Source organism: Variovorax gossypii, from assembly GCF_003965815.1.
In the GTDB taxonomy this organism is placed as follows: Bacteria; Pseudomonadota; Gammaproteobacteria; order Burkholderiales; family Burkholderiaceae_C; genus Variovorax; species Variovorax gossypii.
The window spans coordinates 114,303-134,554 of record NZ_RXOE01000003.1 but is presented as its reverse complement, the minus strand read 5'-3'; the positions used below and the strand labels follow the sequence as shown (position 1 = coordinate 134,554).

Sequence of the window (20,252 nt, the reverse complement as noted above, 5' to 3'; positions counted from 1 at the left end):
CCCGTGGTCATCCGCTTGGGGATCAATGTCGATGAATCGGGCGTCGGGGGCCTTGACACAAGTCAATTTCCGCCGAAACAAGCACGGTGCCAATGCGCACAAACCCTGCGGCCACGCGGGGTTTCAATGCGCCCAACCCTGCGGCCGCGCAGGGTTTCAATACGCACAACCCTGCGGCCGCGCAGGGTTTCGGAAGGACCGGAAAGACCCTATCGGGTGGAGGCTTCGCGCGCCCTCTGCAGCTGCGCTTCGGCCTGCGCGTCATCGACCTCGCCGACGACCTTCGCGGGGCGGCCCGCGATGCGCGAGCGGTCGGGAAAGACCTTGCCCTCGGTGAGCAGCGAGCCCGACTCGACGACGCACCCTCGGCCCACCACCGAGCCGTTGAGCGCGATGGTGTGCTCGCCGATCACCGCGCCGTCGCCCACGGTGCAGCCGTGCAGCATCACGTGGGGCTCCACCGTCACGTCGGCACCGATGGTCAGCGGATAGCCCGGGTCCGCGTGCAGCATCACGCCCGCCTGCACGTGGCTGCCGCGGCCGACCTTGATGGGCTCGTTGTCGCCGCGCAGCACCGAGTGCGCGCCGATGCGGCTGCCGGGCGCGAGCACGACCTGGCCGATCACGCTGGCGCTCTCGGCCACGCGGGCGCTGGCGTCGATGTCCGGTTCATGCGCGTCAAGTCGGTAGATCGTCACTGCGGGGGCTCCTGTTCATCGGCAAAAAGCCCCGCCATCTTCATGGCGGGGCTGTGTGGGGGAAGGAATGTCCGGATGGTACCGGCGATGGCGGCCTGAAGTTGTTCTATTCGGTACGGCTCGCCTCGATGTGCTTGCGGCGCATCGGCCGCAGCACGAACCAGGCCATGAGCGCGGCGAGCGCATTGACCGCGCTGGCCGCGATGAAGACGGCCTGCCAGCTGCCGGTGGAGGCGGCCAGCACGCTCGACAGCGGCACCAGCAGGGAGGCCGTGCCCTTGGCGGTGTAGAGCATGCCGGCGTTCGATGCCGCGAACTTGGAGCCGAAGGTGTCGGCGCAGGTCGAGGGGAACAGGCTGTAGATCTCGCCCCAGGCGAAGAACACGATGCCGGTGAGGATCACGAAGAGGATCGGGTTCTGGCCGTAGTGGTAGAGCATCAGGATGCCGACCGACTCGATCGCGAAGGCGATGAACATGGTCTGCTCGCGGCCGATCTTGTCGGACACCCAGCCGAAGAAGGGCCGCGTGAGGCCGTTGAGCACGCGGTCGATGGCCAGCGCGAAGGTCAGCGCGGGCAGCACCAGGCCCATGATGTTCACCGGCACGTCGATGATCTTGAAGTCCTTGGCGATGGGCGCGAGCTGCGCGGTGGCCATCAGGCCGCCGGCCGCCACCATCACGAACATCGCGTACATCACCCAGAACACCGGCGAGCGCAGTACCTCGGACGGCGCGTAGTCGCGGCGCGACTGCTGCACGTTGCGGCTTCCCGAAGCCTTTGCATGATCGGGAGCGCGGGTCAGCATCCATGCGAGCAGGAACACGATCAGTCCCTGCCCGATCCCAAAATAGAGAAACGCTGCTTCGTAGCCGCTGGACTTGATCATCGCGGAGATCGGGATGATCGTGAGCGCCGAGCCCGCGCCGAAGCCCGCCGCGGTCATGCCCGCCGCGAGGCCGCGCCGGTCGGGGAACCACTTGAGCGCATTGCCCACGCAGGTGCCGTAGACGGCGCCCGCGCCGATGCCCCCGACGGCCGCCGCGATGTACAGCAGCGCCAGCGAGTCGGCCACCGAGTTGAGCACCCAGCCGACGCCGCACAGCACGCCGCCCACCAGCACCACGGGGCGTGGCCCGAAGCGGTCGACGAGGTAGCCCTCGATGGGCACGAGCCAGGTCTCGGTGAGGACGAAGATGGTGAACGCGACCTGGATCGCCGCGCGACTCCAGCCATGCTTGTCTGCGATCGGATTGACGAAAAGCGTCCAGCCGTACTGCAGGTTGGCGATCATCGCCATGCAGACGATGCCTATGAGCAATTGACCCCATCGGTACGCCTCGGATCGGGTCGCGCTGGCGCCATAGGTTTCGGACGGGGGGTACATCGCGGGGTTGGATCCTGCGATCGTGGAGGTGGGCCGAGTCATGGAGTTGTCCTTGGTGTTTTCGTTGAAATCCGACAGGCTGCAAAAGCAGGGCAATCAGTCGAGCGATCAGTGCGCATCGACGGGCGACGAGGCCTCGTTGACATCGATACACGGCATGGGAATCACCAGTTGTCTGCGCGTGGATGACTGTCGGACCGAGCGACTCAAAAACTCTTGACCTCAGTCAAGTTCACACGAATCGCGCTCTCTCGGAACCCCCGAGGTATCCCTATGAAATCGCACTGCATTCGATGCGTGAAGAGAGTGCTCTGCGAGACGCATCCAACGATGCGTTCGCGTTGCATGAATGAAGAGAAATCGACGACGGAACTTCGATGATTTCCGCGTGATGCTTGCGCGATGCAAGCGACGGTTCGCGCGATGTTTTCGATGGCTTCGCGATGCGCGTTGCGCGTGCATCCGATGCTCTTTCGAACGGCTCTGGCAGGGGCTCCGACAGAGGCCCTGGCAGCGGAACCCGAGGCGTATCCGGCGCCTGGTCCGACAAGGAAAAATTGACCTAGGTCAAGAAACGCAAAAATCGCGTTTGCTCTCGTCTAGGGTAAACCCTAAAATTCAGGGTAATCCCTTCGGTCTTTCCGATTCAGTTTCAGATTCTTTTTTTGGAGCACTCAATGAGCCACACCACCATCGATTCCAACGCACTGCGCGCCCCCGCTTCCTCGTCGACCGCCGGCAACATCATGCGCGAGCTGTTCGCCGTGATGCCCATCGTGATCTTCTACAAGGCCGCGCGCACCGCACTGATGCAGCGCCGTTCGGCGCCCGTGCAGCGTTGAGCCGCAACGCCGGATTCACTTCTCCCGAAGAGCGCGCGCGATTCAGTCGCCGCGCTCTTTTTCTTTCTAGCCCTCGAAGGGCACGATCTGCGAGATCAGCGAGGGCCCGTCGCTCAGCAGGAAGTCCTTGAAGGCCTGCGCCACCGGCGGCAGCCGCTTGCTGCGCCGATGCACCACGTACCAGTTGAGCATCAGAGGAAAGCCCTCGACGTCGAGCACGCGAAGGCTGCCCGCGCGCAACTCCTGGCTCACGGTATGCGCCGACACGAAGCTCACGCCCATGCCCGCGATCACGGCCTGCTTGATGGTCTCGGTGCTGCGGATCTCCATCGCGATGTTGATGCCGCTCAGGTCGCCGCCGAAGCCGTCTTCCATCGAATGCCAGGTGTCGGACGCCTTCTCGCGCACCACGAAGGGCTCGCGCATCAGGCGTTGCACCGCGATCCGTTTCTCGCCCACCAGCGGATGGCCCGGCGCCGCGACGATCACGTAAGGGTGCGGCGCGAAAGGCTGGTTGACGGTGTCGAGGTCGGTGGGCGGGCGCACCATGATCGCCAGGTCCGTGAGGTTCTCAGCGATGTGGGTCAAAAGCCCCGCTCGGTTGTGCACGGTGAAGTTCAACGTCACGCCCTGGTGGCGGCTCGCGAACTCGACCAGCAGGCGCGGAAAGAAGTAGTCGCCCGCGCTGATCACGCCCACGTTGAGCTTGCCGCCCGAGACGCCCTTGAACTGCATCATCGCGTTCTCTGCAGCCTCGAACTGCTGGATGATCGCGCGGCTGATCTGCAGCAGCTCGCTGCCCGCGGCCGTGAGATACACCTTCTTGCCGAACTGCTCGAAGAGCGCATTGCCCGCGTGCTCCTCGAGCTTGCGCACCTGCGTGGAAACGGCGGGCTGCGTGAGGTGCAGCTCCTCGGCCGCGCGCGAGAAGCTCAACAGCCGTGCCACCGCCTCGAAGACCTTCAGCTGGCGCAGGGTCGCGTGCTTCATGGGGGCCGCCTGCTGCAGCGCTCAGCGCGGTATTCGGGCAACGTGCAGCAGGTTGGTGGTGCCCGACTGCCCGAAGGGCAGGCCCGCCACCACCACCACGTCGTCGCCTTCTTTCGCGAAGCCTTCGGCGCGCGCCGTGCGGCAGGCGCAGTCGATCATCTCGCCCACGTCGTGCACGTCGTCCACCAGCACCGCGTGCACGCCCCAGACCATCGCCATGCGGCGCGCCGCGGCGATGTCGGGCGTGAGGCTCAGGATGGGCACTGCAGGGCGCTCGCGCGCGGCGCGCAGGCTCGTGAAACCTGAGGAGGTGTAGGTGACGGTCGCCGCCGGCGCGAGCAGCGAAGCCACCTGGCGCAGCGAGGCGCACACGGCGTCGGCCGTGGTCGACCGCGCCGCATCGTGCGTGGCGTCGATGCCCGCGCGGTATGACGGGTCGGCCTCCACGCGCGCGATGATGCGGTCCATCATCGCGACCGCCTCGAACGGATACTTGCCGGAGGCCGACTCGGCCGAGAGCATCACCGCATCGACGCCGTCGTACACGGCTGTCGCCACGTCGGACACCTCTGCGCGCGTGGGCACCGGCGAGGCGATCATCGATTCGAGCATCTGCGTCGCCACCACCACCGGCTTTCCGCGCTTGCGGCAGGCGCGCACGATCAGCCTCTGCAGCTCGGGCACCTGCTCCGGCGGCAGCTCCACGCCGAGGTCGCCGCGCGCCACCATGATGCCGTCGCACAGCGCGACGATCGCGTCCAGGTGCTCGATGGCCGCCGGCTTCTCCAGCTTGGCCATGATCCAGGCGCGCGAGCCGATGATGGCGCGCGCCTCCTCGATGTCCTCGGGCCGCTGCACGAAGGAGAGCGCGACCCAGTCCACGCCCATCGACAGGCCGAAGGCCAGGTCGTCGCGGTCCTTCGGCGTGAGCGGCGAGATCGGCAGCAGCACGCTGGGCACGTTGACGCCCTTGCGGTCCGAGATCGGGCCGCCGACCAGCACCGTGGTCTCGGCGAAGTCGGGGCCGTGGCTGTCCACGCGCAGCCGCAGCTTGCCGTCGTCGAGCAGCAGCTCGGTGCCGTCCTGCAGCGCGGCGAAGATTTCCGGATGCGGCAGCGGCGCGCGGCGTGCATTGCCTGCTGCCTTGTCCATGTCGAGCCTGAAGCGCGCGCCCGCATCGAGCTGCGCGCGGCCGCCCTCGAAGGTGCCCAGGCGCAGCTTCGGCCCCTGCAGGTCGAGCAGGATGCCGATGGGCCGGCCCGACTCCCGCTCCAGGCGGCGGATGGTCTCGAGGCGCCGCGCGTGGTCGTGCTGCGTGCCGTGGCTGAAGTTGAGCCTGAACACGTCCACGCCGCGCTCGAACAGCTCGCGAATGGCCGGCTCCTCGGTGGTGGACGGGCCGAGGGTGGCGACGATCCTGGCGCTGCGCGTGCGTCTCATCGACGGACCTCGGGATCCAGGGTATTGCTCCCTCTCCCCTTGGGGAGAGGGTTGGGGTGAGGGCCGACGGCGGTGATCGAGGCGGGGTGCGCGCGAAGGCCACCCCCCTCACCCCCGCCCTCTCCCCGAGGGGAGAGGGAGCAAGGCATCGCGCTCATGCCGCGATCTCGTGCAGCTTCACGCGGCCGCGCTGGTCTTCCATGGTGCGCGCGAGCAGCTTGACGAGGCTGTAGACGGTGTCGATGTGCGGCGTGGGCGTCTCGGTGAGCCGGGCCAGCTCGACCACCGCGCCGACCAGCGCGTCGATCTCGGGCGCGCGGCCCGCTTCCACGTCCTGCAGCATCGAGGTCTTGTGCTTGCCGACTTTCTCCGCGCCCGCGATGCGCTTCTCGAGCGTCACGCGAAACTCGATGCCGAGCTTGTGCGCGACGGCCTGGGCCTCGCGCATCATCGCGGCGGCCAGCTCGCGCGAAGGCGGGTACTGGCAGATGTCGACGAGGGTCGAGTGCGAGAGGCTGCTGATCGGGTTGAAGGTCAGGTTGCCCCACAGCTTGAGCCAGATCTCGGCGCGGATGTTGTCGAGCACCGGCGCCTTGAAGCCCGCGCCGGTGAAGCAGGCCGAGACGCGGTTCACGCGCTCGCTGGCCGAGCCGTCGAGCTCGCCGACCGGGAAGCGGTCGCCCTCGATGTGCTTGACCACGCCGGGCGCGATGAGCTCCGACGCCGGATAGACCACGCAGCCGATCACGCGCTGCGCCGGGATCTTCGCCGCGACGGTGCCCGAAGGATCGACGCTGCGCACCGGCGTGCCCTCGAGCGCGCCGCCGTGCTTGTGGAAGTACCAGTACGGGATGCCGTTCTGCATGGTCACGACCACCGTGTCGGGCCCGAAGAGCTTCGGCACGTCGTTGGCCACGGCCTCGACCTGGTGGGCCTTCATCGCGAGCACGACGATGTCCTGCGGGCCGGCCTCGTCGTAGCGGTCGGTGGCCTTCACGTTGCGCGCCACCTGCTCCTCGCCTTCGGCCGAGACCAGCTTGATGCCGTTGCGCGATATGGCGTCGAGGTTGGCGCCGCGCACGATGAACGTGACGTCCTCGCCGGCCAGCGCGAGTTTTGCGCCGACCAGTCCGCCGATGGCGCCTGCGCCGATGATTGCAATCTTCATGTCGATCCCCAAGAGTTGAAATCCTTGCGCGACCCTTCTGCTGCGTTCAGCCGAAGCGGTTGCTGAGCTTTCCGATGCCGCCGATCTCGATCTCCACGAGGCTGCCGGGCTTCATGGAGCCGACGCCGACCGAGGTGCCGCAGAGGATCACGTCGCCGCGGTGCAGCGTCATGTCCTGCGAGATGAGGCTCACGAGCTGCTGCACCGAAAAGCGCATGTCGCTGATCGGATAGTCCTGGCGCACCTCGCCGTTGAGCAGCGTGGTCACGGTGAGCGTGGCGGGATCGAGGCCGGTGGCGACCACCGGGCCCATGGGGCAGAAGGTGTCGAAGCCCTTGGCGCGCACCCACTGCGCGAAGGAGGCGTCGCGGTTGAGGATGTCGGCCACCGTCACGTCGTTGGCGCAGGTGTAGCCGAACACATGGTCGAGCGCATCGGCTTCCGACACGGCGGTGGCGGTCTTGCCGATGACGATGCCGAGCTCGCCCTCGAACACGACCTTGCCGTCGCACAGCGGCTTGCGGATGGGCGCGCCGGGCGAAAGGTACGAGTTGGGCGTCTTCAGCAGATACAGCGGCTCGGCCGGCACCGGCAGGCTGAGCTTGGCGCCGAGCGCGTGGAAGTTGTTCCACAGCGCGATCACCTTGGTGGGCTCGGTCGGCGTGAGCAGCTGCAGCCCCTCCAGCGCGAACACGCGGCCGGTGGGCTCGGAGCTGCCGAACATGTCGCCCCGGCGTTCGTGCACGGCGTCGCCCTCGAGCGTGCCGAAGCCGATGCCGCCCGCGTGCTCGAAGCGGACCCATTTCCTCTGCTGGTGCTGCTGTTCCATGTTGTTATCTGCTTTCTGGATTGATGAGAATTCGGGCCCGTCGCCGGTCGGTCAGTCGAACGGGAGGTAGTCGGGAATCACGAGCGAGGCCAGCAGCTTCCCCATGTCCGCCGGATTGCGCGTGACGTGGATGCCGCATTCCTTCATGACCGCGAGCTTTTCCTGCGCGGTGCCGCGGCCTCCGGAGACGATGGCGCCCGCATGGCCCATGCGCTTGCCGGGCGGCGCGCTGGCGCCCGCGATGAAGCCGACCACGGGCTTGGTCATGTGGTCGCGGATCCAGCGCGCGCATTGCTCCTCGGCGTCGCCGCCGATCTCGCCGACCATGATCACCGCGTCGGTGCGCGGGTCGTCGTTGAACATCTTCAGCACGTCGATGTGCCGCAGTCCGCCGACCGGATCGCCGCCGATACCGACCACCGTCGACTGCCCGATGCCGAAGCTCGCGAGCTGGCTCGCGGCCTCGTAGGTCAGCGTGCCCGAGCGCGAGACCACGCCGATGCGCCCTCGCTGGTGGATGTGGCCGGGCATGATGCCGATCTTGATCTCGCCGGGCGTGATGAGCCCCGGGCAGTTGGGGCCCAGCAGCTGGGTCTTGCTGCCCTGCATGCGATGCCGCGTGCGGATCATGTCACGCACCGGAATGCCTTCGGTGATGCAGATGACGAGGTCGAGCTCCGCATCCACCGCCTCGTCGATCGCGGCTGCGGCGAAAGGCGGCGGCACGTAGATCACGGAGACGGTCGCTCCGGTCTCTGCCTTGGCTTCCTTCACGGTGCCGAAGATCGGAATGCCTGCCATCGACTGGCCGCCCTTCAGCGGGTTCACGCCCGCGACGAAGCAGTGCCTGCCGTTGCCGTACTCCAAGCAGGCCTGCGTGTGGAACTGGCCCGTCTTGCCGGTGATGCCCTGCGTGATGACGCGGGTGTGCTTGTTGATCAGGATGGACATGTCGCAAGCTCCATCGACTTTGGGGATGAGCGCTTCATCGCTGGCGCTCCCAATTGCTGGCCGCGCCGATCGCCCGCTGCGCGGCCTCGGCGATGTCGTCGGTGTTGATGATCGCCAGGCCCGACTGCGCGAGGATGGTCCGCCCCAGGTCCTCGTTGGTGCCCTTCATGCGCACGACCAGCGGCACCGCCAGGCCGGTCTCGCGCGCTGCGGCGACCACGCCGTGCGCGATCACGTCGCACTTCATGATGCCGCCGAAGATGTTGACCAGCACCGCCTTGAGCTTCGGGTTGCGCAGCATCAGCTTGAAGGCCTCGGTCACTTTCTGGGGCGTGGCGCCGCCGCCCACGTCGAGGAAGTTGGCGGGCGCGCCGCCGTAGAGCTTGATCGCGTCCATCGTCGCCATCGCGAGGCCCGCGCCGTTGACGAGGCAGCCGATGTCGCCGTCGAGCGCGATGTACGAGAGGTCGAACTTCGAAGCCTCGACCTCGATCGGGTCTTCCTCGTCGGTGTCTCGCATGGCCGCGATCTCCGGCTGGCGGAAGAGCGCGTTGGCGTCGAAGTCGAACTTCGCGTCCAGCGCGATCACGCGGTTGTCGCGCGTCAGCACCAGCGGGTTGATCTCCGCCAGCGAGGCATCGCTGCCGTCGAAGGCCTGGTAGAGGTTCTGCATGAGCACGCGCGCCTGCACCAGCGAACGCTCGGTGATGCCGATGCGGCGCGCCATGCCGTCCACGTCGGCGATGCGCAGGCCGGCATCGGGGTCGATGAAGAGCTTGTGGATCTTCTCGGGCGTGCGCGCGGCCACCTCCTCGATGTCCATGCCGCCTTCGCTCGAGGCCATCAGGGCCACGCGCTGCGAATTGCGGTCGACCACGAAGCCGAGATACAGCTCCTTGTCGATCTCGACGCTCTCCTCCACCAGCAGCTGCCTCACCACGCGGCCCTCGGGGCCGGTCTGCGGCGTCTTCAGCGTCATGCCGAGCATCTGCCCGGCGTGGCGGCGCACCTCGTCCACCGACCAGGCCGGCTTCACGCCGCCGCCCTTGCCGCGGCCGCCCGCATGGATCTGCGCCTTGACCACCCAGGCCCGGCCGCCGATGCGGCTGGCGGCGTCGGCCGCCTCGTCGGGCGAGCGGCAGACGAATCCGCGAGGGGTCGCCACGCCGTATTGGCGCAGCACTTCCTTGCCCTGGTATTCGTGGATGTTCATGGCCGGAACGGGTCGTTCATTTGAATTGGAGGAATTCAGGCGCCGAGCTCGACGCCGTGGCTTTCGGCCCAATTGAAATAGCTCGAAGAGGCCATTTCCCGCTTTCTGTGAATTTCCTTCTTCTGCTCGATGGCGACCGCCAGGAATTCGGCGTCGTAGGCCTTCAGGAGATGCGGCTGGTGGGTCTTCAGGTAATGGCCGATTCGCTCGTTCGCATCCTGGCCGAGGCCCATCAGGCGGTCGTAGGTCTCTCCGTCCCAATGCCAGCGCAATCCCAATTCGAAGAATGCGGCGTTGTAGGCATTGCGTTCGATTTCATCGCGCCAGTATTGGACGGGCGAATGGTTTTCCATGATCTTCTCCTTGAATGAATGCCGAAGAGGTTGAATTGATCGAGAAATTCCGGCGAGTTCAAAATGTAGGATCGATGGACGATAAATAAAAATTAAATGAATTTATAAAAACCATTCACCAGGAGTTATGGACCGGAGGCGCGCAATTCGCAGGCGCAGGAACCCTCTGCGTCGCCCGCAGGCGGCGCTGTCTCAAGACTCGAAGATGACGGGAAGGCGGGCCTGCGCCGCGCCTCAGATCACGCGTTCGGCCCGCAGGGTCGCCAGGTCGTCCGCGCCGTAGCCGAGCTGCCTCAGCACTTCCTCGGTGTGTTCGCCGAGCAGCGGCGAACGCGTCACCACCGTCGGGCTGTCGGACATCTTGATGGGGTTGCCCACCGTCAGGTACTTGCCGCGCACCGGGTGGTCGACCTCGACGATGGTGCCGGTCTCGCGCAGCGATTCGTCCGCGGCGATCTCCTTCATCGACAGGATCGGCCCGCAGGGAATGTCGTACTCGTTGAGGATGTCCATGGCCTCGAACTTGGTCTTGGTCATGGTCCACTGCTCGATACGCGCGAAGATCGGCTTCAGGTGCAGCAGGCGTGCGGCCGGCGTGGCGTAGGCCTCGTCGTCGATCCAGCCTTCCTCGCCGATGACCTTGCACACCGCCGGCCACACGGCCGCCTGCGTGATGAAGTAGATGTACGCGTTCGGGTCGGTCTCCCAGCCCTTGCACTTCAGGATGGAGCCCGGCTGGCCGCCGCCCGATGCGTTGCCCGCGCGCGGCACCGCGTCGCCGAACTTGCCGTCGGGGTACTGCGGGTACTCGTGCATGGTGCCGGTGCGCTCCAGCCGCTGCTGGTCGCGCATCTTCACGCGGCACAGGTTGAGCACCGCGTCCTGCATCGGCGCGAGCACCTGCTGGCCGCGCCCGGTGCTGTTGCGCTGGAAGAGCGCCGCCAGGATGCCGAGCGCCAGGTGCAGGCCGGTGCCGCTGTCGCCGATCTGCGCGCCCGTCACCAGCGGCGGGCCGTCCTCGAAGCCGGTGGTGGAGGCCGCGCCGCCGGCGCACTGGGCCACGTTCTCGTAGACCTTGCAGTGCTCGTACTTGCCGGGCCCGAAACCCTTGACCGAGGCCACGATCATGCGCGGGTTGAGCTTCTGGATGTGGGCCCAGGTGATGCCCATGCGGTCGAGCGCACCGGGCGCGAAGTTCTCCACCAGCACGTCGCAGGTCTTGATCAGGCTGTCCAGAACCTCCTTGCCCTTGGGGTTCTTGGTGTCCAGCGTGATCGAGCGCTTGTTGTGGTTCAGCATCGTGAAGTAGAGGCTGTCCGCGCCGGGAATGTCGCGCAGCTGGCCGCGCGTGGCGTCGCCTTCGCCGGCACGCTCGACCTTGATCACGTCGGCGCCGAACCAGGCCAGCAGTTGCGTGCAGGTGGGGCCGGACTGCACATGGGTGAAGTCGAGGATGCGGACGCCCTCGAGTGCTTGGCTCATTGACTGTCTCCTTCTTGACCTGGGAACTGCAGTTGACTGTGCTCGCCGGTGCCACGATCGGCGTGCCAGGCAAGGCGGGACGACGCCGCGGGCTCGCGCCCGCAAGGAGGAGCAACGCCGCATGGCGCGTCGAGGGTGGTGCTGGCGGGCGCAGTCAACTGTCGTTCCCAGGTTCGTTCATCGTGGCTTCGACTTCTACCAGACGGGCGCGAAGTTTGCGCTCCTCCGCGAAGCGGGCTGTCTCGTCGCGGACGATGGCGACGATGCCGGTGACCTCGTGAGCGGCGGAGAACAGCATCGACACCGTGAAGGCAATGGAGAGCGTGTGCCCGTCCTTGTGCAGCGCGGGAACGCGCAGCAGGTCGGCGCCGTACTTGGTGACGCCGGTTTCCATCGTCTTGTTGTAGCCGTCCCAGTGCCGCTGGCGTTGGCGCTGGGGAATGATCAGGTCGAGCGACTGGCCGAGGGCCTCGGCCTCGCTGAAGCCGAAGATGCGCTCGGCTGCGCGGTTCCACAGCGTGATCGCGCCCTCCGCGTCGCACACCATGATCGCATCGCCGGCGCCTTCGACGAGCTGCTTGAAATCCAGGTTCGCTTGCATGAGTGCCTCCCGGGCGCTGACTGCTGGCTGGGGTCTGTCACTGTGCGGGGGAATCTGGTTGGTGTGAAGCCCCCTGCACAGGGCTGCTGCTGCCCTACACGGCCTTGGCCGCGTGCAGGCTGGCGATCTGGTCCTGGCTGTAGCCGAGCTCAGCCAGCACGTCGTCGGTGTGCTCGCCCAGCAGGGGCGAGGCGGTGACTTCGGGCTTGAGGTCCGAGAACTTGATCGGGCTGCCGATGGTCCAGTAGCTGCCGCGTTCCTTGTGCGGGACTTCGACGATCGAGCCGCTCTTGCGCAGCGACTCGTCGTGCAGCAGTTCCTTCATCGACAGCACCGGGGCGCAGGGAATGTCGTGCTTGCGGAAGATGTCCACCGCCTCGAACTTGGTCTTGTCCTTGATGAAGTCCTCGATGGTGGCGAAGATCTGCTCGATGTGCGGCTGGCGGGCCTTGGCCGTCATGTAGTCGGGGTCGGTCTTCCACTCGGGCTTGCCCAGCGCGTCGCAGATCGGCTCCCAGGCATGGCCCTGCACCGTGAAGTAGATGTAGGCGTTGGGGTCGGTCTGCCAGCCCTTGCACTTCAGGATCCAGCCGGGCTGGCCACCGCCGCCGGCGTTGCCGCCGCGCGGCACGACCTTGTCGGCGAATGCGCTCATCTCGTGCGGGTACTGCGGGTATTCCTCGAGGTAGCCCACGCTGTCCAGGCGCTGCTGGTCGCGCATCTTCACGCGGCACAGGTTGAGCACGGCGTCCTGCATCGAGCAGGCCACCTTCTGGCCCTTGCCCGTCTGCTCGCGTCCGATGATGGCCGTGAGGATGCCGATGGCCAGGTGCATGCCGGTGTTGGAGTCGCCAAGCGCCGCCGCCGAGATCGTCGGGACGGAGTTCCCGCCCTTCCACCAGCCGGTGGTGGAGGCGGCGCCGCCGGCGCACTGCGCCACGTTCTCGTACACCTTCAGGTCTTCGTAGTGGTGGCCTTCGCTGAAGCCCTTGACCGACGCGACGATCATCTTCGGATTCAGCTCCTGGATGCGTTCCCAGGTGAAGCCCATGCGGTCCAGCGCGCCGGGGCCGAAGTTTTCCACCAGCACGTCGGATTCGCGGATCAGCTTCTCCAGCACGGCCTTGCCCTCGGGCTTCTTCGTGTCCAGCGTGATCGAGCGCTTGTTGCTGTTGAGCATGGTGAAGTAGAGCGCGTCGACGTCCGGAATGTCGCGCAGCTGCGAGCGCGTCACGTCGCCCGCGCCGGGGCGCTCCACCTTGATCACGTCGGCGCCGAACCAGGCCAGCAACTGCGTGCACGCGGGGCCGGCCTGCACGTGCGTGAAGTCGATGATCTTGATGCCGTTGAGGGGCTTGTTGCTCATTGGGATATCTCCTTGAATGAAACGAAACGCGGGTTACTTCTTCTTCGCCGTGGCGGGGTTCAGGCTCGTGATGCGGCCGCTCTCGGTGCCGGCGGTCTCGTCGATGACGGCGTTGATCAGCGTCGGGCGGCCCGAGGCGACGGCCTCGGCCAGGGCCTTCTGCAGCTCGTCGGCGGTGGTGGCGTTGACGCCGACGCCGCCGAAGGCTTCCATCAGCTTGTCGTAGCGCGCGTTCTTGACGAACACCGTGGGCGCCACGTCGGGCGTGCCGCTGGAGTTCACGTCGGTGCCGCGGTAGACGCCGTTGTTGTTGAAGACGATGACGCAGACCGGCAGGTTGTAGCGGCAGATGGTTTCCACCTCCATGCCGCTGAAGCCGAAGGCGCTGTCGCCCTCGATGGCGATCACCGGCTTGCCCGTGACCACGGCGGCGGCCACGGAGAAGCCCATGCCGATGCCCATGATCCCCCAGGTGCCCACGTCGAGGCGCTTGCGCGGCTCGTACATGTCGACGATGCTGCGCGCGAAGTCGAGCGTGTTGGCGCCCTCGTTGACGACGATGGCGTCGGGCCGTGCCTTCACCTGGTCGCGGATCACGCTGAGCGCGCTGTGGAAGTTCATCGGCGAGGGCCGCGCGGCCAGCGTGGCGGCCATCTTCGACAGGTTCTTGTCCTTGCGCTCGGCGATGGCGCCGGTCCACTCGGCCGGCGGCTTGGCCCACTTGGCGTCGATGCCGGCCAGCAGCGCGGCCACGCAGGAGCCGATGTCGCCGATCACGGGCGCCTCGATGGCGACGTTGCTGTCGATCTCGGTCGGCGCGATGTCGATCTGGATGAAGCGCTTGGCGCCCTTCTCCTGCGCCCAGGTCTTGCCCTTGCCGTGCGAGAGCAGCCAGTTGAGGCGCGCGCCGACGAGCACCACCACGTCGGCCTCCTGCAGCACGTAGGAGCGAGCGGCGGCGGCCGACTGCGCATGCGTGTCGGGCAGCAGGCCCTTGGCCATGGACATCGGCAGGTAGGGAATACCCGTCTTCTCGACCAGCGCGCGGATGTCCGCGTCGGCCTGCGCGTAGGCGGCGCCCTTGCCGAGCAGGATCAGCGGGCGCTTGGCGCCCTTGAGGATGTCGAGCGCGCGCTGGACGGCGTCGGCCGCCGGGATCTGGCGCGGCGCGGCATCGACCACCTTGATGAGCGAGGCCTTGCCGGCCGCCGCGTCCATGGTCTGCGCGAACAGCTTGGCCGGCAGGTCGAGGTACACGCCGCCCGGACGGCCCGACAGCGCGGCGCGGATGGCGCGCGCGATGCCCACGCCGATGTCCTGGGCATGCAGCACGCGGAAGGCGGCCTTGCACAGCGGCTTGGCGATGGCGAGCTGGTCCATTTCCTCGTAGTCGCCCTGCTGCAGGTCGACGATCTCGCGCTCGCTGGAGCCGCTGATGAGGATCATCGGGAAGCAGTTGGTGGTGGCGTTGGCCAGCGCGGTGAGGCCGTTGAGGAAGCCGGGGGCCGACACGGTCAGGCAGATGCCGGGCTTCTGCGTGAGAAAGCCGGCTGCGGCGGCGGCGTTGCCGGCATGCTGCTCGTGGCGGAAGGAAATGACGCGCAGCCCTTCGGCCTGGGCCATGCGCGTGAGGTCGGTGATCGGGATGCCGGGCAGGCCGAAGATGGTGTCGATGCCGTTGAGCTTGAGGGCATCGATGACGAGATGGAAGCCGTCGGTGGTCTCGCCCACCGGCGTGCTGTCTTCCGTCACGCTCTTGAGGACGCGGACCACCGCGTCGCCTTCGGCATCACGGTTTTTCGCAGGCTTGAGGGCTTCGTCCAGCGTGGTGGCTGCCTCTTTCTCTGTTCTGACTGAAGACATGTCTCTCCTTCTGCATGGGTGAATGGCCTAGGCCCGAGCCGCGACTATGATTCGGGCCAAACTTTCGGCCGTTGACCTCGGTCAACTTTCCCGAAAACGGCGCAGCCCCCGATGAGCAGCGCCGGCAGCGAACTCGAGAAGACGGTGACCATGACGTTGTTGGAAAACCATCCGGAGAAGAACATCATTCGTGCCCAGCTCCGGCAGAACGTGCTTCTCAAGGACCTGAGCGAGGCGGATCGCGCCGAACTGGAAGCCCACCTGGTCATCGTGGACGGCAACAAGGGCGAGTTCCTGCTGCACCAGGGCGTGCGGGAGATGGAGCAGTACTTCATCCTCGACGGCATCCTCAAGCGGGTGGTGAGCAACCCGGAGGGCAAGGAGATGATCCTTCGCTTCGCCGACGAGAACGACATGGAGACGAGCTACGCCGCGCTGCGGCTGGGAACGCCCACGCCCTACGGCATCGTCTGCGTGACCAAGGCGCGGGTGGCGAGCCTGCCGCTGAAGGAGTGGATCGCCTTCCTGAACAAGCATCCCGAAACCAAGGAGCTGTTCGAGTTCCTGGTGATGCGGGGCATGAGCGAGATCATGGCGCACACGATCACGCTGCACCTGCTCGACGCCGCGGGGCGCGTGCACCGGTTCATGCGCAAGCATCCGGAGCTGGAAGACCGGATTCCGAGCAAAGAGCTGGCTTCGTATCTAAATCTCTCAGCGGAAACCCTTAGCCGGCTTCGCAAGCGCGGGAAGATCTGAGCGCGGCTCAGGGATTGCTCCCTCTCCCGCAAGCGGGAGAGGGAGCAAGAAGCGAATTCCAGGCTCCGCGCTCAGGTCTGCTTCGCCGAAGCAAAGCGCCGCGTGCTGGCCATCAGCCTCAGCTGGTTGTGCACCCCCGTCACGCCCACCACGGAAGCCGCGATGTTCTCGGTCTGTGCTCTCTCCTCGCTGTCGAGCACGATGCCGCGCAGCAGCAGTTCGCCCTGGTTCGCGGTGATCGTCACGTTGATGTCGCGCGTCGCATCGTGCTCCTTCAGCGCCGCGCGCACACGTGCCTCCAGCGCCATGTTGGCGAGCAGCGCGCGCGAGGCCGGCGTTTCGGCGAACTCGGGGCGATTCACCATCAGCCTGATCTGCTCGACGCAGCTCTCGACCGACAGGCGGTCCGTGTTGAGCACCAGGTCGTAGAGCACCGGGTCGCCCCAGGTCACGCCGAACTGCGAGTGCATGCGCGCGGCGTGCGCCTGGTCGCTGCGGCGAATCTCGGCTTCGGCGAACTCGGCGTCGTCGGTCTCGAGGTCGGCCATCAGCCATTCGATGCGCTTCTTCATGGAGCGCGTGATGCGCACGCACACCACGTGCGGCACCGCCCGCAGCAGGCAGGTGGCGCCCCAGCCGCGCAGCACCACGTTGCCGCGGTCGGCCAGCGCGAAGAGCTCTTCGGCGGTGTAGAGCGCCACGCTGCGCCTGTCGGTGGTGAGGCGCTCCACCAGCCCCGCCTTGCCGCTGCGCAGCCGGCCGATCAGGCTCGTGGAGACCTGCATCCGGTCGGCCACGTGCTCGATGACCTCGTGGCGCATCACGGCGAGGCCGAGCGTCTCGGCGAGTTTCAGCGAAACATCCTTCGCGAGGGAACCCATCTCCTGGGTCAGTGCGATCACTGGCATGTGCTCTCCTCCTTGCTTCAATCCACCGGCCGCTCGACCGCGAACTCGTCGGGCTTCTTCGGCTTCTTGACGAAGGCCAGCGCCTTGGAGATCAGCGGCCAGAACAGCAGCACCAGCGCCAGCGTGGTGATGCCGCCGACCAGCGGGTTCGAGAACATCACCATCACGTCGCCCTGCGACACCAGCATGGCCTGGCGGAACGAGTCTTCCGCCTTGTCGCCGAGCACCAGCGCCAGCACCAGCGGCGCGAGCGGGAAGTCGAGCTTCTTGAACAGGTAGCCCAGCACGCCGAAGCCGAGCATGAACCAGATGTCGAGCATCGCGTTGTGCACGGTGTAGGCGCCGATCGCGCAGATCACGATGATCACCGGCGCGATGATCGAGAACGGAATGCGCAGGATCGACGCGAACAGCGGCACGGTGCTCAGCACCACGATCAGCCCGACGATGTTGCCGAGGTACATGCTCGCGATGAGGCCCCAGACGAAGTCCTTCTGCTCGACGAAGAGCAGCGGCCCGGGCTGCAGGCCCCAGATCAGCAGGCCGCCCAGCAGCACCGCGGCGGTGGGCGAGCCGGGAATGCCCAGCGCGAGCATCGGCAGCAGCGCGCTGGTGCCGGCCGCGTGCGCGGCGGTCTCGGGCGCGACCACGCCTTCGGCTTCGCCGGTTCCGAACTTGGCGCCCTTCTTCGACATCTTCTTGGCGAGGCCGTAGGCCATGAACGAGGCCGGCGTGGCGCCGCCCGGCGTGATGCCCATCCAGATGCCGATGAGCGAGCTGCGGATCGAGGTCAGCCAGTACTTGGGCAGCTGCTTCCAGGTCTGCCACACCACCTTCGGGTCGATCTTCGCGCTCTTGCCCGAGAACTTCAGGCCCTCTTCCATCGACAGCAGGATCTCGCCGATGCCGAACAGGCCGATCACCGCGATCAGGAAGTCGAAGCCGCGCATCAGCTCGGGCTGGCCGAAGGTCAGGCGCAGCTGGCCGGTGACGGTGTCCATGCCCACGCTCGCGAGCGCGAAGCCCAGCGCCATCGACGCGAGGATCTTGAAGGGCGAACCCTTGCCCATGCCGACGAAGCTGCAGAAGGTCAGCAGGTACACCGCGAAGAACTCGGGCGAGCCGAACTTGAGCGCGAACTTGGCGACCAGCGGGGCGAGGAAGGTGATCATCACCACCGCGAGGAAGGCGCCCACGAACGATGAGGTGAAGGCGGTGGTGAGCGCGGCGCCGGCCTGTCCGTTCTGCGCCATCGGGTAGCCGTCGAAGGTGGTGGCCACCGACCACGGCTCGCCCGGGATGTTGAACAGGATCGAGGTGATGGCCCCGCCGAAGAGCGCACCCCAGTAGATGCAGGACAGCATGATGATGGCCGAGGTCGGCGACATCGTGAACGTGAGCGGCAGTAGGATCGCGACGCCGTTGGCGCCGCCGAGCCCCGGCAGCACGCCGATCAGCACGCCGAGGATGATGCCGACGAACATCAGGCCGATGTTCATCGGCGAGAGGATCACCGAGAAGCCCTGCATCAGGGCACTGATTTCTTCCATTTCGCTTGTGCTCCTTGGGTCGGGTTCAGTAGCCGAGGAATCGAAGCGGATCGAGCGCGCCCTTGAAGAGCGGCACCTTGAACCAGACCTCGAACATGCAAAAGAAGAGCGTGTTCACCGCCAGCGCGGCGAACACGCTCTTGAACCACGCGTACTTGCCCAGCACCACCATGAACAGCGCGATGTAGATCGCCGACGCCACGTAGATGCCGAGAATGGAGATCGCCAGCACGTAGACAGTGGCCGGCACCAGCACCGACAGCACGCGCTTGAGCTGCACCGAGTCGACGAAGACCGCGGTGTTGCGGTTCTTGCCGAGCAGCGACTGGTAGAGGATGCCGGCGCCCGAGATCGTGATGATCACGCCGATGAAGAACGGGAAGTAGCCGGCGCCGGGGCCGTCGGTGGTCCAGCCGGCGCCGAGCTTGCGCGCCTCGAAGACGACCACCAGGCCGATGACCAGCAGCGCCACTGCGACCGCCGCCTCTACGAGGTGGGTGGAGATGCCCGTGCGCGCCGGGCCCTCGGATGTTTCGTCGTGCTCCATGGAGCCCCCATCGTGGTTGTGTGGAAGAAGGAAAAAAAGCAGGAGGGGCGTGCACCCGTGGCGCACGCGCCCGCTGCCGCATGCCGTGCGCGGCAGTCGTCGCAGCCGGCCAGCGCCGGCCTACTTGTTGCTCGCGAGGAAGCCCGCGTCGGACATCAGCGTGCGGTGCGTGGCCTCGGCTTCGGTGAGCCACTTGGCGAAGGCATCGCCGGTCATGAAGGTCGGGTTGAAGGCACCCTTCTCCATGTACTCCTTCCACTCCGGCGTCGCGGCCACCTTGGTCAGCAGGTCCTTGTAGAAGGCGAGCTGGTCGGGCGTGACGCCGGGCGGCATGAAGATGCCGCGCAGCATCGTGTACCTGGTGGGCACGCCCGCTTCCTTGCAGGTGGGGATGTCGTTCCAGGACTGGGTGTCGGTGACCTTGGCCTTGAACGGCATGCGCTCGTCGTCGAACACGCACAGCGCGCGCAGCTTGCCCGCGCGCCACTGCGCCACGGCCTCGATCGGGTTGTTGACCGTCGACTGCACGTGCCCGCCCACCAGCTGCACCGCCACCTCGCCGCCGCCCTTGAAGGGCACGTAGATGAACTTGGTGCCGGTGGCTTTCTCGAGCGCGACCGTGATGATCTGGTCTTCCTGCTTCGAGCCGGTGCCGGCCATCTTGAACTTGTTCGGCCCCGCGGCCTTCACCGCGGCGACGTATTCGCCGGCGCTCTTGTAGGGCTCGGAGGCGTTGGTCCACAGCACGAACTGGTCGAGCGCCAGCATCGCGACCGGCGTCATGTCCTTCCAGTTGAAGGGCACGCCCGTGGCCATCGGCGTGGTGAACAGGTTCGACAGCGAGATGACGATCTTGTGCGGATCGCCCTTCGCCTCCTTCACCGCCAGGAAGCCCTCGGCGCCGGCGCCGCCGGACTTGTTGACGACGATCAGCGGCTCCTTCATCAGCTTGTACTTGATGACGATGCCCTGCAGCAGGCGCCCCATCTGGTCGGCGCCACCGCCGGTGCCGGCGGGAATCACGAACTCCACCGGCTTGGTGGGTTCCCATGCGAAGGCGGGCGCGGCACCGGTCACCAGCACCACCGCGGAGGCAGTGGTGGCAAGTACGGCAGTCGCGCGGCTCAGAACATTCGAGGCGATCTTCTTCATCAGGGTGTCTCCTGTGTAGTGATTTCGCTCTTTTTTGTTCTTGAATCTGAGCAGAGATGCGAACGGGCACGATGGTGCGCGCCGACGATTCGAGGCGGCTTGATCGCGGTCAACTTTTCGCAGATTTCGTATTCGGGTTAGCCCGCGCTGGCG

The 20,252-nt window shown here is 66.4% G+C and carries 19 protein-coding genes; 2 read left to right on the top strand and 17 right to left on the bottom strand.

The features are described from left to right. Nucleotides 1-209: 209 nt before the first annotated feature. Together EJP69_RS15500 and oxlT are read right to left on the bottom strand one after the other, a co-directional pair. Complete coding sequence (locus EJP69_RS15500) at nucleotides 210-698, bottom strand: gamma carbonic anhydrase family protein (protein ID WP_093304429.1); 489 nt, start codon at nucleotides 696-698, stop codon at nucleotides 210-212. Between the two features lie 106 nt (nucleotides 699-804). Further along, nucleotides 805-2,085 (bottom strand): oxalate/formate MFS antiporter, encoded by a 1,281-nt coding sequence (oxlT, locus tag EJP69_RS15495; RefSeq protein WP_371287213.1) that lies wholly within the window; start codon nucleotides 2,083-2,085, stop codon nucleotides 805-807. Between the two features lie 677 nt (nucleotides 2,086-2,762). Here oxlT and EJP69_RS29490 point away from each other — a divergent pair. Beyond that, entirely contained in the window at nucleotides 2,763-2,927 is a 165-nt protein-coding gene (locus EJP69_RS29490; RefSeq protein WP_170217133.1) for a hypothetical protein, read from the top strand. Between the two features lie 66 nt (nucleotides 2,928-2,993). On the opposite strand, the gene EJP69_RS15490 is transcribed toward EJP69_RS29490, so the two are convergent. The 11 genes from EJP69_RS15490 to oxc all read right to left on the bottom strand — a co-directional run bounded on the left by EJP69_RS15490 (nucleotide 2,994) and on the right by oxc (nucleotide 15,183). After that, complete coding sequence (locus EJP69_RS15490) at nucleotides 2,994-3,917, bottom strand: LysR family transcriptional regulator (RefSeq protein WP_093206557.1); 924 nt, start codon at nucleotides 3,915-3,917, stop codon at nucleotides 2,994-2,996. A 21-nt stretch (nucleotides 3,918-3,938) separates the two neighbouring features. After that, nucleotides 3,939-5,357 (bottom strand): pyruvate kinase, encoded by a 1,419-nt coding sequence (gene pyk / locus EJP69_RS15485; protein WP_126471262.1) that lies wholly within the window; start codon nucleotides 5,355-5,357, stop codon nucleotides 3,939-3,941. Nucleotides 5,358-5,511: 154 nt separating this feature from the next. Continuing rightward, complete coding sequence (locus EJP69_RS15480; protein WP_126471260.1) at nucleotides 5,512-6,525, bottom strand: 2-dehydropantoate 2-reductase; 1,014 nt, start codon at nucleotides 6,523-6,525, stop codon at nucleotides 5,512-5,514. A gap of 46 nt (nucleotides 6,526-6,571) precedes the next feature. After that, nucleotides 6,572-7,354, bottom strand: a complete 783-nt coding sequence (locus EJP69_RS15475) for a fumarylacetoacetate hydrolase family protein (protein ID WP_093206555.1) — start codon at nucleotides 7,352-7,354, stop codon at nucleotides 6,572-6,574. A gap of 51 nt (nucleotides 7,355-7,405) precedes the next feature. Next, nucleotides 7,406-8,305: a succinate--CoA ligase subunit alpha gene (gene sucD, locus EJP69_RS15470; RefSeq protein WP_093206554.1), complete on the bottom strand. Its 900-nt coding sequence runs from the start codon at nucleotides 8,303-8,305 to the stop codon at nucleotides 7,406-7,408. Nucleotides 8,306-8,339: 34 nt separating this feature from the next. Next, nucleotides 8,340-9,518, bottom strand: a complete 1,179-nt coding sequence (gene sucC, locus EJP69_RS15465; protein ID WP_126471258.1) for an ADP-forming succinate--CoA ligase subunit beta — start codon at nucleotides 9,516-9,518, stop codon at nucleotides 8,340-8,342. Between the two features lie 35 nt (nucleotides 9,519-9,553). After that, on the bottom strand, nucleotides 9,554-9,871 hold the full coding sequence (locus EJP69_RS15460; protein ID WP_093206552.1) for an HAD family hydrolase: 318 nt from the start codon (nucleotides 9,869-9,871) through the stop codon (nucleotides 9,554-9,556). A gap of 234 nt (nucleotides 9,872-10,105) precedes the next feature. Next, on the bottom strand, nucleotides 10,106-11,353 hold the full coding sequence (gene frc / locus EJP69_RS15455; RefSeq protein WP_126471256.1) for a formyl-CoA transferase: 1,248 nt from the start codon (nucleotides 11,351-11,353) through the stop codon (nucleotides 10,106-10,108). A gap of 154 nt (nucleotides 11,354-11,507) precedes the next feature. Continuing rightward, complete coding sequence (locus EJP69_RS15450; RefSeq protein ID WP_126471254.1) at nucleotides 11,508-11,954, bottom strand: PAS domain-containing protein; 447 nt, start codon at nucleotides 11,952-11,954, stop codon at nucleotides 11,508-11,510. 94 nt (nucleotides 11,955-12,048) lie between these two features. Beyond that, complete coding sequence (gene frc, locus EJP69_RS15445) at nucleotides 12,049-13,320, bottom strand: formyl-CoA transferase (RefSeq protein WP_093206549.1); 1,272 nt, start codon at nucleotides 13,318-13,320, stop codon at nucleotides 12,049-12,051. 33 nt (nucleotides 13,321-13,353) lie between these two features. Continuing rightward, complete coding sequence (gene oxc / locus EJP69_RS15440) at nucleotides 13,354-15,183, bottom strand: oxalyl-CoA decarboxylase (protein ID WP_093304440.1); 1,830 nt, start codon at nucleotides 15,181-15,183, stop codon at nucleotides 13,354-13,356. Nucleotides 15,184-15,333: 150 nt separating this feature from the next. On the opposite strand from oxc, the gene EJP69_RS15435 reads away from it, so the two are divergent. Then, nucleotides 15,334-15,942 carry a Crp/Fnr family transcriptional regulator gene (locus tag EJP69_RS15435; protein WP_056595369.1) on the top strand — a complete coding sequence of 203 codons (609 nt, stop codon included), beginning with the start codon at nucleotides 15,334-15,336 and terminating at the stop codon, nucleotides 15,940-15,942. Between the two features lie 71 nt (nucleotides 15,943-16,013). On the opposite strand, the gene EJP69_RS15430 is transcribed toward EJP69_RS15435, so the two are convergent. The 4 genes from EJP69_RS15430 to EJP69_RS15415 form a co-directional block, all read right to left on the bottom strand. Beyond that, nucleotides 16,014-16,850 (bottom strand): cytidylate kinase family protein, encoded by an 837-nt coding sequence (locus tag EJP69_RS15430; protein ID WP_126471252.1) that lies wholly within the window; start codon nucleotides 16,848-16,850, stop codon nucleotides 16,014-16,016. A gap of 17 nt (nucleotides 16,851-16,867) precedes the next feature. Further along, nucleotides 16,868-18,400, bottom strand: a complete 1,533-nt coding sequence (locus EJP69_RS15425; RefSeq protein WP_126471250.1) for a tripartite tricarboxylate transporter permease — start codon at nucleotides 18,398-18,400, stop codon at nucleotides 16,868-16,870. Between the two features lie 25 nt (nucleotides 18,401-18,425). Then, on the bottom strand, nucleotides 18,426-18,947 hold the full coding sequence (locus tag EJP69_RS15420) for a tripartite tricarboxylate transporter TctB family protein (RefSeq protein WP_093206545.1): 522 nt from the start codon (nucleotides 18,945-18,947) through the stop codon (nucleotides 18,426-18,428). 120 nt (nucleotides 18,948-19,067) lie between these two features. Beyond that, a complete protein-coding gene (locus EJP69_RS15415) occupies nucleotides 19,068-20,099 on the bottom strand; it encodes a Bug family tripartite tricarboxylate transporter substrate binding protein (RefSeq protein ID WP_126471248.1) in 1,032 nt (343 codons plus the stop codon). Nucleotides 20,100-20,252 lie beyond the last annotated feature (153 nt).